We start from the raw sequence: 16,599 nt of genomic DNA on the forward strand, positions 1-16,599 counted from the left end.
TGCCAGTTTTGTCACAGTATGCGAGAACTTTTTTACGAAAATCTAGTGAATATGCCATAAAAACATGATATCACAAATGTACTGTTTTTACTTCATTTTACTATATATACCTCGTTATTGGGCGCTTACGAAGTTTTTCATTTTTAGCCACAAAGAAAAAAGATTGGAGAAAAATATCCAAAATGAACTTTTTCTTCAATCTACAAAAAGAGCAAGGGCTCTTTTTTTTTATTAAAGTTTTTCCCACTCTCTTACAGTTAACTGAAATTCAGTCTCTCGATTTGACACCACCTCTTAATAAGCCTAATGCGATAAAGAAAAGCTAATCATGAATAAAATAATCGAAGCTAACAGATAAACATTCCTGTTTGTAGTGACATAAAAAGAGTAAAACAAACTCCCAATAAGAAAAGTAACAATCCCCCACAAGGTCAGTCGAAAATCAAATAGCTTGAAAAGTTGACAGAGATAACCTAGTGGCAGATACAGAACTAATGAAACCAAAGCCGTTGCAAGAGCATGCTTAACCCTTATGACCATGAACTGACCTCCTAGCAATTTTTATAACAATCCCTCTATAATGAAACTATAGTCAAATACATTAACTTTCAAATAAGGAAGGTAGACGCGGACAGTACTTGATACTCTTTGAAAATCAACTTCAGACCTTTACCTTGTTGACTTGATTTTCATTGAGTAGGAGTAGGGCAAGTCGACAGTGACCATATATCAAAGTTAATTCAAAAGACTCTAACACAGAAGGAGAAAACATCTAAAACAGACATGCTTGCCTTGCCAACTTTTTTTTCGTAGAGAATCAACTCGCCTGCCTAAACACCCCTTGATAGACAGCCATCAAGGGCTAGGGCAAAACAGTATCATCTCTTCCCCTCAAAATAGTCATCAAGCAGCACTCTTTTCTCTAAACCATCATATCTTCTAAATAGCACTGATACCTTCAGCTATTCTAAAACTATCTCGTCGTGTGCATGCGCTGAATATGAATGGTTAAGTAGACTTTTTCATCAATGCTCATCTCAAAATCATAATTTTCTTTAACATAGTGCGCGATTTTTCGTGTGCAACTGAAACTGTCAGGATAATTCTGCTTGACCTGTTCAAATAAGAAGGGATCATTAGCCCCTTGGACTACGCCATTAACCACACGCTGTGCGAAATATTGTAAATGAGTCACAAAACGATTGTAAGAAATGCTATCTTCTGCTACTATGTTTCCAAAATGCAAGCGAACAATTTCTAAAATATCAATCACTAATCGAGTCGCTTGCTGCGATTGGTTAACGTCACCATTTTCAGACTGGGCATTGATAAAATGCAAGGCGATAGACGAAGCTTCATCATCCCGAATGGGCAAGGCAAAATCATCCCGTAAACGCCCCAGCATTTCTTGTGCTACCTTATATTCTTTCGGATAAAATTTGCGAACTTCCCATGCTAAAGGATTAGAAATCGTAACGCCCTGCTTCACTCGCGCCAACATGAAATGCAAATGGTCCGTTAACGATAAATGAATGTTACTACTAAATGAGACATTCAATGATTTTTCAGCACTGTCAATCGCCTGCAAGAAACTATTTAACTCGTCATTTGGTAACTGTTCATACAAATCCCTCAAATCAGAGGACAGTTTTCCCTTTTGAAGCGCGAACACCTTTTCAATCTTGGATTGATCAATTCTGTCACCAATCTTTTTTTGAAAACCAAGCCCTCGCCCCATAACAATTAATTCTCTGTCTTGGTCGTCTTTCACTTGAATCACATTGTTGTTATAAACCTTCTCAATGATCATGTTTAGCTCCATTTCTAATCCTTATTGTTATTATAACAAATCCTAAAAAGTCTGACAAAATGCACAATAGGATTCTAATACTCATCGTTTTAAGCAAACAAAAAGAGAGAATATCGGATTCTCTCTCATGCTTAGCTGTAAGTTTTCCACTGCAAGTGACAATGATCCGTCATTCTCCCGACAGTAGTTTTTCTTCTGCCTTGCGGCTTAACGCTGACAAGACAAGCAGAAAATGGATAGAAAAACCACATCTAAAAAATGTAATATTAGTCTTGCGAAGCAAATTGACTCATATAAAGATCATGATAAAATCCTTTATCAGCCAAGAGACTGTCATGATTACCTTGTTCGATGATTTGTCCATCTTTTAGAACAAGAATTTTATCAGCTTCTTGAATAGTAGACAGACGATGGGCAATGACAAAACTAGTACGTCCCTGCATCAAACGGCGCATGGCTTTTTGAATTAGGAGCTCTAAGCGAGTATCAACGGATGAGGTAGCTTCATCTAAAATCAAGATTTTAGGATCTGCTAATAGGGCACGCGCAATGGTCAAGAGTTGTTTTTGCCCCTGTGAAATATTACTTGACTCTTGGTTCATATCCGTTTTATAGCCACCGGGTAGGGTTCTGATAAAATGATCAACATTCGCTGCCTTAGCAGCTGCAACAATCTCCTCATCAGAAGCCTTCAGATTACCAAAACGAAGATTTTCTTGAATGGTGCCTTCATAGAGCCAAGCATCTTGTAATACCATACCGAACTGTTGACGAAAGGCTTGACGCGAAAGATGACGAATATCATGACCATCTACAGTAATCGAACCTGAAGTCACATCGTAAAAGCGCATAAGCAGATTGATCATTGTTGTCTTACCAGCTCCCGTTGGACCGACAATAGCAATCATTTCACCAGGCTTGACCTCTAAGTTAAAGTCACGAATCAATGGTTTTCCTTCAACATATTGGAAATCAACATGGTTAAAGCTGACCTGACCAGTTAAATCCGCTTCAAGCACTTCGGTTACTTCATTAGCTTCATCTGCCTCATCCAAAACAGCAAAGATACGATCAAGTGAAGACTTGGCGCTTTGAAGCAAGCCTGCTAACTGTGAAATTGTTTGGATTGGCTGAGAAATTTGCCAAGTATACTGAACAAAAGCCTGAAGATTACCAACAGTCAATTTGCCAGAAATGACTTGAAGCCCACCAAAAACGGCTAAAATCAGGTAGATACTATCTGAAATCGCATGAAGAACTGGCATCATCAGCCCTGAGAGAAAACTAGCCTTGAACCCAACCTCTTGAAGATTTTGGGTGATTTGACGAAATTCTTCGGCTGATGCTTCCTCACGACCGTAAAGTTTTAGCACATTGAATCCAGTTAATTTTTCTTGGACAAAACCGTTCATCGCACCTAGAGCATCTGCTTGCTTTTTAAAATAGGGTTGTGATTTTTTAACAATAGCTTGCGCTGAAATATAGGTCAGTGGAATCATGATAATAACAATCATGGCTAACTTCCAATTGAGATAAATGACCATCCCAACAACCAATATAATGCTTAAAAAGGCATTGATAATCTGTAAAAAACTTTGTTGCAGGGCATTTGAAACTGTCTCAACATCATTTGTAAAACGCCCAAGCATGTCACCAAATTGATGTTTATCAAAATAAGAAACAGGAATGGTATTGACTTTTTGACTGAGATCATTACGCAAATCTCGAATACTCTTTTGCACGGCTTTAGTCATGAAGTAATTTGACCCGTAAGCTCCTATTTCGTAAAAGAGGGCACGTACCGCATAGAGAACTAAAATAAAGGCAATGTAGTTGACATTGATACTAGCACCTTCAACTCCCTTGGCAATGTCTAAAAGATTGCTGGTGAGTTCTGTAATGATAAGCCCCAAGACAAATGGCTCCAAGACATTCATAATGGCACTGATAACTTTTAAGAAGATAGCAATATAGACAGCCCCTTGGTAATTTTTCAAATAAGACCAAAGGCGTTTAAAAACATGAGATTGATTTGTCATTTAGGCTTCTCCTTCCTCTAAGTTTTGGCTATTAAGCTGGGAATTGGCAATTTCTCGGTAAATGTCATTTGATGCCATCAATTCATCGTGTGTGCCACGACCGACAATCTCACCCTTGTCTAGAACAATAATCTGATCGGCGTCCATAATCGTTCCGACACGTTGTGCCACAATCAAAACAGTTGCATCTTCGGTTACCTCTTTCAAACGACGACGAAGAGTGGCATCTGTTTTATAGTCTAAGGCTGAAAAAGAATCATCAAAAATATAAATATCAGGTTTTTTAACAATGGCACGCGCAATAGATAGACGCTGTTTTTGACCACCTGAAAGGTTTGATCCTCCTTCAGCTAGATGGGTTTCATAACGCTTCTCACGACTATCAATAAATTCACGGGCTTGAGCAACATCGCTTGCTTCATCCAATTCCAGATGGGTAGCATCTGCTTTACCGTATTTTAAGTTTTCTCCGATTGTTCCTGTAAAGAGGAGCGCTTTTTGTGGAATAAAACCAACTTTTTGACGGAGAGCTTTTAAATTGTAATCCCTGACATCAACCCCATCCACTAGGATACGACCAAACGTCACATCATAAAAACGTGGAATCAAGTTAACCAGAGAAGATTTTCCTGAACCGGTCGATCCGATAAAAGCAATCGTTTCACCCGGTTTGGTTTTGAAGGAAATATCATGAAGCACTGGTGATTCAGTCTCACCAGGATAGGCAAACGTCACATTATCAAACTCTAAATAGCCTTTAGTCTGTGTTTCCTTAACACCATCCTCATTTTTAGAAATAGAGATGGGCATATCCATGACTTCCACAATACGCTGACTCGAAACAGCCATTCGTGGATACATGGTAAAGAGATTGGCAAAGAGCAAGAAGGAAAAAAGAGCGTGGAAGCTATACTCAATAAAGGCAACTAAATTACCAATCTGCAAGTCGCCCTTACTCAAAGGGTCCAAAGCAAACCAGACAATAGCCACGATCATCGCAATGATAATTTGCACAAAGAGAGGCTCGGTCAATCCTGTCAAAATGAAGAGAGATTGAGAGGTTTTGGAGTACTCTTTATTTTTATCGTCAAAACGTTCCTCTTGAAAATCCTCACGAGCAAAGGCACGGATAACCCGAAGACCTGTCAGGTTTTCTCGAACATACTGGTTGATTTTATCCAGTGTTTTCTGTTGCTTCTCAGAGAGAGGACGGGTTTTAATAGCCACATAGGCAACAACCCAAGCCAAAAAGGGAATAGCAACGGCTACAATCCAAGCCATCGATGGGCTGGTAGTGAAAATCATGACCACAGAAAAGACCATCATCATCGGTGTTACCATACCAAGACGTAAACTTTGTTCAGCAAATTGCATGAGGACAAAGGCGTCACTCGTCATACGGGTCACAAGCGATGACACCCCTATCTTATCGTATTCATTGTGCGAATAATCTTGCAGTTTATCATACATATCATTGCGCATGACTTGAATCATGGTTGTGGTTAATTTCCCAGCAGCGTAAGCCAAGACAATACGTCCAACAATCCCAAGAATCACTACAATGAACATCATCCAACCCCAAAAGTAGAGACGGTTAATGTCACGCGTGTTAATCCCCTCGTCAATCATTCTCGCCAAAATGGTTGGTAAGCCCAAATTGACCACAACGAAGAGAAAGGCTCCTAAAATATCTAAAAATAACCACTTGGGGTATTTTTTCAAATAAGACCAAATTAATCCCATAACTTTCCTTTCCTAGTTTAGCTATTCTGCTAAACACTCTATTTTCAAATCTTTCCTCATCCAGATAATCATCGCACGATGCCCATAACAGGAGAATCCAAATACTCAAAAATTGCACTTTCATATAGGCTATGGCTTGTGTTAAGATTTCTGACATTTCTAAAAACAGTTTATCATAACCTGTTTCCCCAGCTAAAATAATCATTTCTTTGAAAGAATAATTTCTTCAAGTAAGCCATGTCCACTCCTCTTACCTCTAACTTTTTCAGAAACATAAGATATTTGAAGTTTACAAATACTTTCAGTCATTTTGCCAAATCCTGCAGCACCTAAAACCTTGTTAGTTTCACAAGTGATAAAATAAGCTGACTTGGCATCTTAGCCATAAGCATCAGCCAAATCAGCTAAGGACAAAGCAAAATAGACTGTCCCTGATTTATCTAAACCTACTATCAGTCAAATGAATTAACTTTCAAACAAGGAAGTCAGACGCAGAAAAGTACTTGATACACCATGAAAATCAAAATGCGACTAGGCGACGCTACCGCAAATAGAACTAACGTTCGTCAAATCAAGTCAACGAGGGCTAAATTTGATTTTCGAAGAGTATGAGTATGGCAAGTCGACAGCGACGAGGTATCAAAGTTAATTCAAAAGACTATAATTACACCACTCTCTCTAAAGGATCACCATCTTTATAACGCTTCTCGATGATACCCAAACGCAAACGTAGGAGAACACCACAAGCAAAGAGTCCAACAATAAGTCCAATCCAGTAGGCTTTCGGCCCTAAAGTTGTCGTCAAATCAAGCAACCACCCTACAGGAAGGGCGATGGCCCAGTAGGCTGAAACACCAATAGCAAATGGGTAAGTGGTGTCCTTATACCCCCGCAAAATCCCTTGAATGGGGGCTGCAAAAGCATCAGCAAATTGGAAGAAAAAGGCATAAATTAAGAATTCTGTCGTCAACCTGATAAAGGAATCACCTGATCCGTAGAGGTATGCCACTTGTGTCCTGAAGAAATACAAGAAAGTCAGTGTTACGAGCGCAAAAACAATAGCTGTCAAACGTCCAATTTTAGCAAAATCGCGAGCAGCTTTGTAATCTCCAGCCCCAATCTCAAAGGATATGGCAATTGGCATAGTGATTGAAATGCTCAACGGAAAAGCGTAGAGGAGGGTCGTGAAATTCATGGCTGACTGGTGCGCTGAAATGATTTCTGTTGAAAATTTAGCCATAAACAATCCGACGGTTGCAAAGATAGCCACCTCCGCAAAAATTTGCAAACCGATTGGCAGTCCAAGTAAAAAGCCTTGTTTCAGTAATTTTTTATTCGGTGCTGTCCACTGCCAAACCTTAAAAGACTTGATGGTCGGATGGACCACCATAACAGCAACCACCACTAACAAAAGCAGCCAATATGCCAAAGCTGTTCCAAGTCCTGCACCTGCTCCTCCCATCTTAGGAAGACCTAATTTCCCATAAATCAAGATATAGTTGAAAAAAGAATTAAAAGGCAACAAGAGCAACATGAGATACATGGACAACTTGGTCAAACCTAAAGCATCAAAGAAAGAACGGCAGACACTAAATAAAAGCAAGGGCAGGATACCCACCGAAATCCATGACAAATAACCCTGTCCAATGGTCACAACAGATGGCTCCAGATTAAAATGTTCCAAAGCTGGAATAGCTCCGAAATGAACGAGAAGCCAAAGAACTACTGATAAAAACAAAGCAATATAGATAAACTGATGAAAGTCATCTTTGATTTTCTGATGACTTCCCTGCCCCAAATGTTGCCCAATAATAGGTACCAGAGCTGACACAATACCTGTTAGCAAGGTAAAGAAAGGATTCCACAGACTACCTGCCATAGAAACACCTGCCAAGTCGACCGTGTGATACTTACCCGTCATCATGGTATCAATGAAGGTAGCCGAAAAATTGGCAAATTGATAAATTAAAATGGGAAAAAATAGTTTGAGAAATAAGCTGATTTTCTCCTTCAAGTTTTTTGTTTGGTACATAATCTCCTCTAGTTCTAGTCGTCTAATTCGCTCAAATACTCATAACGGTCGTATTTTTCGAGAAGTTTTTCATTCTTATCATCCAAGTCACGTTGTAAACTTGCTAATTGACCGTAATCACTAGCATTTTCTAGCATAGTAGCCTCAATAGCTTCAATCTCTTCTTCTAACTTGGTAATATCGTCTTCAATACTTGCCCACTCCTGCTTTTCAAAATAGGACATGCGTTTCTTTTCTTGACGCGTTTTTTTCGTTTTTGGCGCTTGGGATTTGGCAAGCGTGGCAGCTTGATTCGCTTCAAAGGCCTTTTCATCAAGGTAATCCGTGTAATTTCCATAAAAAGCTCTAATGCCACCATTTTCAAAAGCCAGAATTTTATTAGCAACCTTATCCAAAAAATAGCGATCGTGACTGACTGTAATGACTGGTCCAGCAAATCCTGACAAGAAATTTTCCAGAACCGTCAAGGTCGCAATATCCAAATCATTTGTCGGTTCATCCAAGAGAAGAACGTTTGGCTTTTCAATCAAAATCTTCAAGAGATAAAGGCGCTTTTTCTCACCACCTGATAATTTAGCAATCTGGGTGCCATGCGTCGAACGTGGAAAGAGAAATTGTTCCAAAAGCTCACTAACACTGGTTGTCCCAACTGTCGTTTTGACCTCATCTGCCACTTCCTGCAAGTAGGAAATCACGCGCTTACTCTCGTCCATACCCTTGATTTGTTGCGAAAAATAGCCAATCCTAATCGTTTCACCGATGTCTAACTTGCCAGCAGTCGGCGTCAAATCACCCGTCATCAAGTTGAGAAGAGTTGACTTTCCAACTCCATTATCCCCCACAATCCCAATACGATCCTTATTTTGGATAATCAAGTTAAAGTCAGAAAGGATTTGCTTGGTGCCGTCATATGAAAAATCCACGTGTTCAAAATTAACGACTTTCTTTCCGATACGACTGGTTTCAAAATTGATTTCCAAATCTTCTGAACCAGTTTCCTGATGAACATCCTTTTTCAAATCTTGGAAACGATTGATACGAGCCTGTTGCTTGGTTGCACGAGCTTGTGGTTGAGTGCGCATCCAAGCTAACTCTTGCTTGTAAAGCTGCTTTTTCTTATGCATGGCGGCCGCATCACGGTCGTCTTGTTCGGCACGCAAGCGCACATAATCTTGATAGTTTCCTTGATACTCAGTCAAGCTACTATTTGCCAACTCGAAAATACGTGTCGCCACATTATCCAAGAAATAGCGGTCGTGGGTGATAAAAAGTACAGTCTTTTTAGTATTTGTCAAAAAATTGGTCAACCAAGCAATGGTATCAATATCCAAGTGGTTAGTCGGCTCATCTAGTAACAATAAATCCGCATCCCCAAGCAAAACTTGCGCCAATTGCACACGGCGGCGAAGACCACCTGATAAATCAGATACTCTCTGTGTCAAATCATCAATACCAAGTTTGGAGACAACTGTTTTGACTTCGCTTTCAATGCTCCAAACATCAAGAGAATCCATCTCAGTCATGACTTTTTCAAGTTCAGACTGCTTATCTTCTGAATAGTTCGCCATGATCGTCTCATAATCACGAATCAAACGCATCTCGTGTAAATCAGATGACAAAACTGTATCCAGAACCGTTTTGCTCTCGTCAAATTGTGGTTCCTGCGTTAAGTATGCTATTTTATAACCATTTGCCTTGATAAATGGTGACACATCCCCATCAAAACCTATCTTTTCAGAGATGACATCTAAAAGGGTTGTTTTACCCGTACCATTAACTCCGATAATCCCAATACGATCCAAATCATGAATAATAAAGGAAATATCCCGAAAAACAGTCTTATCTCCCACAGATTTGGTTAATTTTTCAACAATAAAATCACTCATTCCATACCCTTTTCTACGCATCAAAAGAAGGCAATGCCTCCTCTCAGATTGAATAAAAGTCCATTTTGGACATTTCTTCTCCAATCTTTTTCTTTGTAGCCAAAAACAAAAAACCCCCAAAAACGTTAAAATATAGCCAAATGAATTAACTTTCAGACAAGGAACAAAAAAAGACGCAGACAGTACCTGATACTCTTCGAAAAGCAAAAGAAGATCTTGTTGACTTAATGTGATGAAGACAGTTCTATCAGCTATCTGTGTCGCCTAGTCTGCTTTGGATTTTCATTTAGTATGAGTAGGGCGAGTCGAAAGTGACCATGTGTCAAAGTTAATTCAAAAGACTATAAAAGCGTTTCTAAAAGTTTAATTAATATCTATCTCTCTGCAAGATGCCCCAATTTATCAAATTTTAAGGACTTTGTCAACCTGCTGAAAGGAGGTAAGGCCTCCTCTTCTTTATATCTTATCTTTTACAAAGTCAAAAATCGCCTCTTTGTCATTGGAAAGCTCTCCTTTAACAATAGCTAGCTCGACTTGACTGAGCATTTCTCCCAAATCCGGTCCTGGTTTCATATTTAATTCAGATATGAGGATACCACCATTGACAACAATGTCATGTTTGTCATGGATAAGCAAGTCCTTATCCAGTTGTGCCAATCCGTCAAAGTCTGCTTCCATTCCAAATGCAGCCCTTAGGGCTTCCACTTCTTGAATGAGTTCCTTACCATATTGGTAAACCTGCCAGCTAGTCAAAGATGATGATTTTCGCGCCTGAAAGACTTCAATCATCTGGGTCACTCTCTTTTGAAACTGGATAGATGTTTTCCATTTCTTCAAAAATCCCTTAGGTTGATGAATAGCTAAAACAATCATCACGGCTGCCCACGCCTGCTCGGAACTAAGAAATTGGTAGTCTTTTTCAATCAGCCTTTGAAACGCTCGCCACTTAGTTGCAGTCCCTTGAAAGTCAGGGAGATAGTCATAGGCACCAGTTGCTATCAAGGCATCGAGACCTTTTGACCAATGTGGCGCCAATAATAATTTATCAAATTCAATAAAGCTGCGTTCGACAGATATTTTTTCTAAAAGCGGCGCACATTCTGACATGGCTGCTAGGGTTTGTTCTTCAATGTCAAAATCAAGACTTGCTGAAAAACGAATTCCTCGCATAATGCGCAAAGCATCCTCATTAAAACGTTCTGAAGCAATCCCTACCGCACGCAGAACACGATTTTTCAAATCTTTTAAGCCATCGAATAAATCAATAACCTCACGATCCTCATTTAATGCAAAGGCATTTACTGTAAAATCACGCCGTTTCAAATCCTCTTTCAAAGAGCGAACGAAAGAAACACTTGATGGTCTGCGATAATCCACATAGACATCCTCAGTCCTAAAAGTAGTCATTTCATATTCATGACCATTTTCCAAAACCAAAACTGTCCCATGTTCAATCCCAACATCAACCGTGCGTTCAAAAATAGCTTTGGTCTCCTCGGGATAAGACGAGGTCGCAATATCCACATCATGGATAGGACGACCGAGCAGGACATCACGAACAGATCCACCAACGAAATAGGCTTCAAACCCGGCCTTTTTAATCTTCTCGAGAAGAGGTAGGGCTTCCTCAAACTCAATTGGTAATTTTTCTAACTTCATCAGAGCAGTTTTTCCAATCCATAAACCAGTTGATTACGTTTTACAACTTCTTTAATACCTAAATTAACACCGCTCATGAAAGAAGAGCGGTCATAGGAATCATGACGCAGTGTCAGACCTTCTCCTTTTGCACCAAATATGACTTCTTGATGGGCAACAAGACCGGGTAAACGAACACTGTGAATGCGAAAACCATCGTACTCAGCACCTCGGGCACCTTTTAGCAATTCTTCTTCGTCTGCTGCCCCCTGTAACTTAGACTGACGACTTTCAGCAATCAATTCTGCTGTTTTAACTGCTGTTCCAGAAGGAGCGTCTTTTTTCTTATCGTGGTGAAGTTCAATGATCTCCAAGTCTGGGAAGTATTGTGAAGCCTTAGCCGCAAACTCCATCAAAAGAATGGCGCCAATGGCAAAATTTGGTGCGATCAAACCACCAAGTGATTTTTCAGAAGATATGGCAATCAAATCTGCTAGTTGTCCCTCTGTGAACCCTGTTGTCCCTACAACTGGCGCAAAGCCATTTTCCAAGGCAAAACGTGTGTTCTCATAGGCTACCTTAGGCATGGTAAAATCAACCCAGACATCTGCAGAAAAATTGACCAAATCCTTCTTATCAGTAAAAACAGGCACGCCATCAAGGGTCGTCTCAGTCGCAAAAGGATCCAATAAAGCTGCTAATTCAAGTTCTTTATCTGATTTAACCATGTCAACTGCAGTAGAACCCATACGTCCTTTAAACCCTGCAACAATCACTTTAATAGCCATCTTTAATCTCCTATTTCTATCTTCTTAAAAAGGGAGTGAGTTTTTTTCTGACATCACAGAAAAACTCAACTTCCCCAAACTACTCATTTTCTTCAAGAGTGCTAATCCGATTTCAGTAAACTTTTGGAGTAATCCCAAAAGCAATACCACCTTCTCCAAGATGCGTTGCAATCACACTGCCAAAAGACACGATAGACAACTCTTCATCAAAACCAGACTCTTTTAGATTTTGATACAGCTCTTTTGCCTTATCCTCAACATTGGCATGAATAATAGCCACATAAAAATCGCCGTCAGCTGTCTCTTCTTTGAGAATCTCCACCAAGCGTTTGATAGCCTTTTTCTCAGTACGAACTTTCTCAAAAACTTCAATAACACCCTGATCATTGAAATAAAGAATTGGCTTGATAGATAAAAGATTTCCTAGCAAGGCCGAACCATTTGACAAACGCCCTCCCTTAACCAGATGGTTTAAATCATCGACTAGGATAAAAGCTTTCGTCCCCAAAATCTGCTCATTTAGCTTCTCTAAAATAAGGTCAAATTCATAACCTTCTTGTGCTAAAGTCAAGGCAGTTTCTACCATCTGCCCCTGCGGTGCAGAGGTGATTTTTGTATCAGGAATTTCTACAACAAGATCACTGTATTCGTCTTTTAGAAACTGGCTATTCGCCCAAAAACCAGAGATACCGCTTGATAAAAAGAGTCCAATAACATGGGTATATTTTTCAGCCTGCAATTTCATCAGCAGCTCATCAAATTCTGCTAAATTCGGTTGACTGGTCTTTGGCAGTTCTTCATTGGTAGCCATTTTGTCATAAAAATCTGGCATGGTCAAATTCTGACCTTCCACATAAGTTTCACCATCAATGATGACAGGAATATCTAAACAAAATAAATCAGCATGCCCCTCAACCGACTGGGGAAGAGCTGCTGAACTATCTGTTACTACTGCTAATTTCATTAACTATTAAACTCCAATTTAACACCTGGACGATCCAAAGCAATTTCAGTAACTTCATAGGTCATACGCTTGACCACTTCAAGCAGTGGTGCTGCTAGTGATTCAACTTCTTCTTGAGAGAATTCTTTTGGTTCATTCACAACACGATTTTTGATATGAACCATTTGAGAAACAACACCAGAAATCACAAAGTCATCACGGACAATCGTAAATTGTAAAACAGCCACAATTGTTGTTTCGTTTTTCTCAACATTCTTTTCAATCAATTGGAAGGTCACTTCAAAGTTAGTTTTTGGTGTTCCATTTTCTTTTTCCCATTCCAAATTGCGAGCATTGTAATGATATTGATTGACAAATTCTTTTTCGCGTATGATTTCCATAGTTTTCTCCTCTAGATACAGTTAGGACTATTATAGCACATGCTTTTACAAAATAAAAGGTTACTAATACTTCTTCTGTGGGTGTTTTGCCACAATATCAGGGTATTTAGCCAATAAGTCTTCGCCACTCTGAGTTAAAGCGTAGGAGCGCTCCTCAAACAAGTCACCCAACTCTTCTTCCGTGAAATGTCGCTCCAAAGCCGCATCTAAATCAGATCGCTTCATCTTGCTCAACCCCTTTACCCCTTTTGCCTTTAGAAAATCTTTCACAAGAGGTGCCGAGACAAGATTAATTGATTCAAAAGCAGAGTTGATGCGAACATATCCCATTGTAATAAGTTTCTCTAACTCCTTTTGAGCATCAATCCCATAAGTCGTATAAAAATATTTATGGTGGGAACTCTTCGTTGTATAAGTGCCAAATTGAATCCGCCATAAGAGAATGATATGTCCTGGAAGAAGCCCTTCTTCTGTCCGCTCCATTTGACGTTTGGCAATCGGTTTTCTCAATAATTCAGTTTCATATTTTGGTGAAATAAAGGGCATTTCAGCATGCTCACCATAAACTTCATTTAATGTTTTCATGTTAAACATTATAGCAAAAAGCGTCAGAATAAACCAGAAACGGGGCTAGTAACAATAGCTTCCTTTCATAAACTTCCTCTTAATAAATAAGGTCAGCTCCACTTCTCACCGAACTTATAGTTTTTTGAATTAACTTTGAGACATGGTCACTTTCGTCTTGTCGTACTCATACGCAATGAAAATCAAGTACTGTCTGCGTCTTTTTCTGTTCCTTGTCCGAAAGGTAATTCCTTTGACTATATGTGCTACTAAAAAGAATCATACTGTGTCAATTGATAGAGTTTTATAAGATTATTGAGTTTGGTGCCGTATGACGTATCTGTCGCATAAGTGCCTGTCAATGCCGCAGTTGCATCTTGGTAGGATAGGGTATTACTCCTATGCACTGCCCAGTAGAAATCTCGGTCTAAAAAATTAGCATAATCTTCTAAACCATTTTCTAAACTACCATAAGAACGAAATGCAGCAGTTATGGTATAGGGATTTCCCTGACCATCGTCCTCCCAAGTTTCCAAAGAAACAGACTGCCCTTGATAACTACCCTTGATACCAAAAAAGTTGAAATGTGGTGATTGGCTAAGGCTTGATTGTCCACTATCAGATTCCAAAATAGCTTGCGCAATCATCACTGAAGCATATAAGTCATTCTCTCTTGCAATAACTTGCGCTTTAGGACCAATCTCTTTTACAAACTGCTCTGATACTGATAACTCTACCACTGGCTCCGTCCGTTCTGGCAATACCTGCCTAATAAAAACAACTATAGCAAAAGTTACGGCAATAACAAGCAAAATCGTTCTCATAGAATAACGCTGTTTTCTCTTTCGTCTCGCCACTTTTGCCACCTCCTCTATAAAGTCTTCATTATTTTAGCATAAGTGAAAAAGAAGACAAACTAAAAACCAGACAAGACTAACTTATCTGGTCATAGGAGCTTGTTATTTTCCGAAAAATGTCCGTTTTAATTTTCCTTTTAATGAAGACTCTTCTGTTTCAGGTGCCCGTGCCTCATCTGAATATAAGGATTCAATGAGTTCATCAGCATATTTAATACCGTCGGCAACTGGACGATTAATGAGCTTTTTACCCGCAAAGCGTTCTAAATCAGTATCCTTATCAGAAGCCACAATAACGCCCTTAGCTCGTGAAATATCGGCAGCCGTCAACGCATTCTTAAGACCACTTGCACCATTCGTCTCAACCTTGATCGTCATTCCCTTTTCAGCAGCCGCTTTTTTTAGAGCTTCTTCAGCCATATAGGTGTGAATCAAGCCAGTGGCACATGCTGTTACGGCAACAATAAAATCGCCAGAATGATTGATTTTCTTCTCAACTTCTTCCGCCTCGTCAACATTTGGGAGGCAATCAAAAAGCGCCAAGACATCATTTTCTGTGCTTGCCTGACGTAAACGGTCAGCAAAACCTTCTCTAGCCAAATATTTTGACAAATCCGCAATGGCTTCTAATTGAACATCTTGCGCATCACTAGGAGCAACTACCATGAAAAAAAGATCAACAGGTTGCCCATCCTCTGCCTTGTACGGAATCCCTTGGGACGAACGTGCAAATAGGATTGCCGGCTTGTCCACAACAATATGCTTACTGTGAGGCATAGCAATGCCATGTCCAAGCGCAGTTACCCCTTGTTCTTCACGAACCATGATACTTTTCTTCAACAAAGCACTATCATGAATGATAGCATGCGCTGCTAATTTGGCAATCATTTCATCAAGAGCCACATCTTTAGAAATAGCCTTTAATTCCATAATCATCAAATCTTTACGTAATAATTCTTTGATTGACACCCTGCTTCCTCCTTGGGGAAAATTCATTTTTTTATTTCGTTTTTTCAGAGGTTGGGAAATCCAAAACCCTCATTTTCCTTTATCATAACACGTTTCCCAGAAAAACTGGTCTGGAAGGTGTGTTCATTTTGTGTTTTTTTCAATCAAGGAGAAACCAATCTCTAGCCCCTCTCACACTGCCGTGCGTACCGCTCAAAACAGGACAGCACAACTAACTTTTGACGTATGTTTCTCTAAACTATCATCTAAATCGTTAACCCGTCCTCCTATTTATGAAGATTGGTTTTGAATAGGTGACTTTCACTTCGTTTTGCTACGAAGGTGAAAAATCATAACCACCCATCAAACAAGTATAGTCTTTTGCATTAACTTTGCTACATCGTCATTTTCGACTTGCCGTACTCATATTATACTCAATGAAAATCAAAATCAGACTAGGCGACACAGATAGCTGATAGAACTGACGGTTATCAAATCAAGTCAACAAGGTTTGCTTTTGATTTTCGAAAAGTATCAGCACTGTCCGCGTCTCAGTACCTTGTTTGAAAGCTAATTCATTTGACGATAATGACGATATAACTTATTTCAGAATTGACTTCTGTACCACCAATTAGTAGCTCTTCCCAAGCTGATAGGCAGGCGTGGCAGCCGCTATTGCGTTTATCAGTAGCGAGTGTCCGCAGAAGACTTCAACTTTAAGATATACACTGTTTCTGTGTCGTACTAAAAAGCGCTGACTGGGCGGTCAACGCTATGTTTATTTTTCTTATAAAACTACTATTTAGCTTTAAAGTCGCTATTGTATTTATCAATGAGTGTCCGCAGAAGGCTTCAACTTTAGATATACACTGTGCCTGTGTCGTACTAAAAAGCGCTGACTGGGCGGTCAACGCTATGTTTATTTTTCTTATAAAACTACTATTTAGCTT

12 protein-coding genes are annotated in these 16,599 nt (G+C 39.5%); all 12 read right to left on the reverse strand.

Going from position 1 to position 16,599, the window contains the following annotated elements:
- Positions 1-973: 973 nt before the first annotated feature.
- The 12 genes from licT to A3IA_RS11755 all read right to left on the reverse strand — a co-directional run bounded on the left by licT (position 974) and on the right by A3IA_RS11755 (position 15,670).
- Entirely contained in the window at positions 974-1,810 is an 837-nt protein-coding gene (gene licT / locus A3IA_RS0103190; RefSeq protein ID WP_018379901.1) for a BglG family transcription antiterminator LicT, read from the reverse strand.
- A 266-nt stretch (positions 1,811-2,076) separates the two neighbouring features.
- Positions 2,077-3,849: an ABC transporter ATP-binding protein gene (locus A3IA_RS0103195; RefSeq protein WP_018379902.1), complete on the reverse strand. Its 1,773-nt coding sequence runs from the start codon at positions 3,847-3,849 to the stop codon at positions 2,077-2,079.
- Positions 3,850-5,592 (reverse strand): ABC transporter ATP-binding protein, encoded by a 1,743-nt coding sequence (locus A3IA_RS0103200; RefSeq protein WP_018379903.1) that lies wholly within the window; start codon positions 5,590-5,592, stop codon positions 3,850-3,852.
- Positions 5,593-6,256: 664 nt separating this feature from the next.
- Positions 6,257-7,624, reverse strand: coding sequence for an MATE family efflux transporter (locus tag A3IA_RS0103205; protein WP_018379904.1), 1,368 nt, complete (start codon positions 7,622-7,624; stop codon positions 6,257-6,259).
- A 14-nt stretch (positions 7,625-7,638) separates the two neighbouring features.
- The gene (locus A3IA_RS0103210) at positions 7,639-9,510 is read right to left on the reverse strand and encodes an ABC-F family ATP-binding cassette domain-containing protein (protein WP_026217532.1); all 1,872 of its coding nucleotides are present in this window, start codon (positions 9,508-9,510) and stop codon (positions 7,639-7,641) included.
- A gap of 456 nt (positions 9,511-9,966) precedes the next feature.
- Complete coding sequence (locus tag A3IA_RS0103215) at positions 9,967-11,169, reverse strand: CCA tRNA nucleotidyltransferase (RefSeq protein ID WP_018379906.1); 1,203 nt, start codon at positions 11,167-11,169, stop codon at positions 9,967-9,969.
- Entirely contained in the window at positions 11,169-11,936 is a 768-nt protein-coding gene (gene dapB, locus A3IA_RS0103220; RefSeq protein ID WP_018379907.1) for a 4-hydroxy-tetrahydrodipicolinate reductase, read from the reverse strand. Before dapB ends, A3IA_RS0103215 begins: the two co-directional genes overlap by 1 nt.
- A 112-nt stretch (positions 11,937-12,048) precedes the next feature.
- On the reverse strand, positions 12,049-12,900 hold the full coding sequence (locus A3IA_RS0103225; RefSeq protein WP_018379908.1) for a DegV family protein: 852 nt from the start codon (positions 12,898-12,900) through the stop codon (positions 12,049-12,051).
- The gene (locus A3IA_RS0103230; protein WP_018379909.1) at positions 12,900-13,280 is read right to left on the reverse strand and encodes a DUF1149 family protein; all 381 of its coding nucleotides are present in this window, start codon (positions 13,278-13,280) and stop codon (positions 12,900-12,902) included. Before A3IA_RS0103230 ends, A3IA_RS0103225 begins: the two co-directional genes overlap by 1 nt.
- A 63-nt stretch (positions 13,281-13,343) precedes the next feature.
- Positions 13,344-13,865: a hypothetical protein gene (locus A3IA_RS0103235; RefSeq protein ID WP_018379910.1), complete on the reverse strand. Its 522-nt coding sequence runs from the start codon at positions 13,863-13,865 to the stop codon at positions 13,344-13,346.
- A gap of 248 nt (positions 13,866-14,113) precedes the next feature.
- Positions 14,114-14,701 (reverse strand): glucosaminidase domain-containing protein, encoded by a 588-nt coding sequence (locus tag A3IA_RS0103240; protein WP_018379911.1) that lies wholly within the window; start codon positions 14,699-14,701, stop codon positions 14,114-14,116.
- Between the two features lie 102 nt (positions 14,702-14,803).
- Positions 14,804-15,670, reverse strand: coding sequence for a fructose PTS transporter subunit IIA (locus A3IA_RS11755; protein ID WP_018379912.1), 867 nt, complete (start codon positions 15,668-15,670; stop codon positions 14,804-14,806).
- Between the last annotated feature and the right edge of the window lie 929 nt (positions 15,671-16,599).

It is taken from the genome of Streptococcus thoraltensis DSM 12221, assembly GCF_000380145.1.
Classification (GTDB): domain Bacteria; phylum Bacillota; class Bacilli; order Lactobacillales; family Streptococcaceae; genus Streptococcus; species Streptococcus thoraltensis.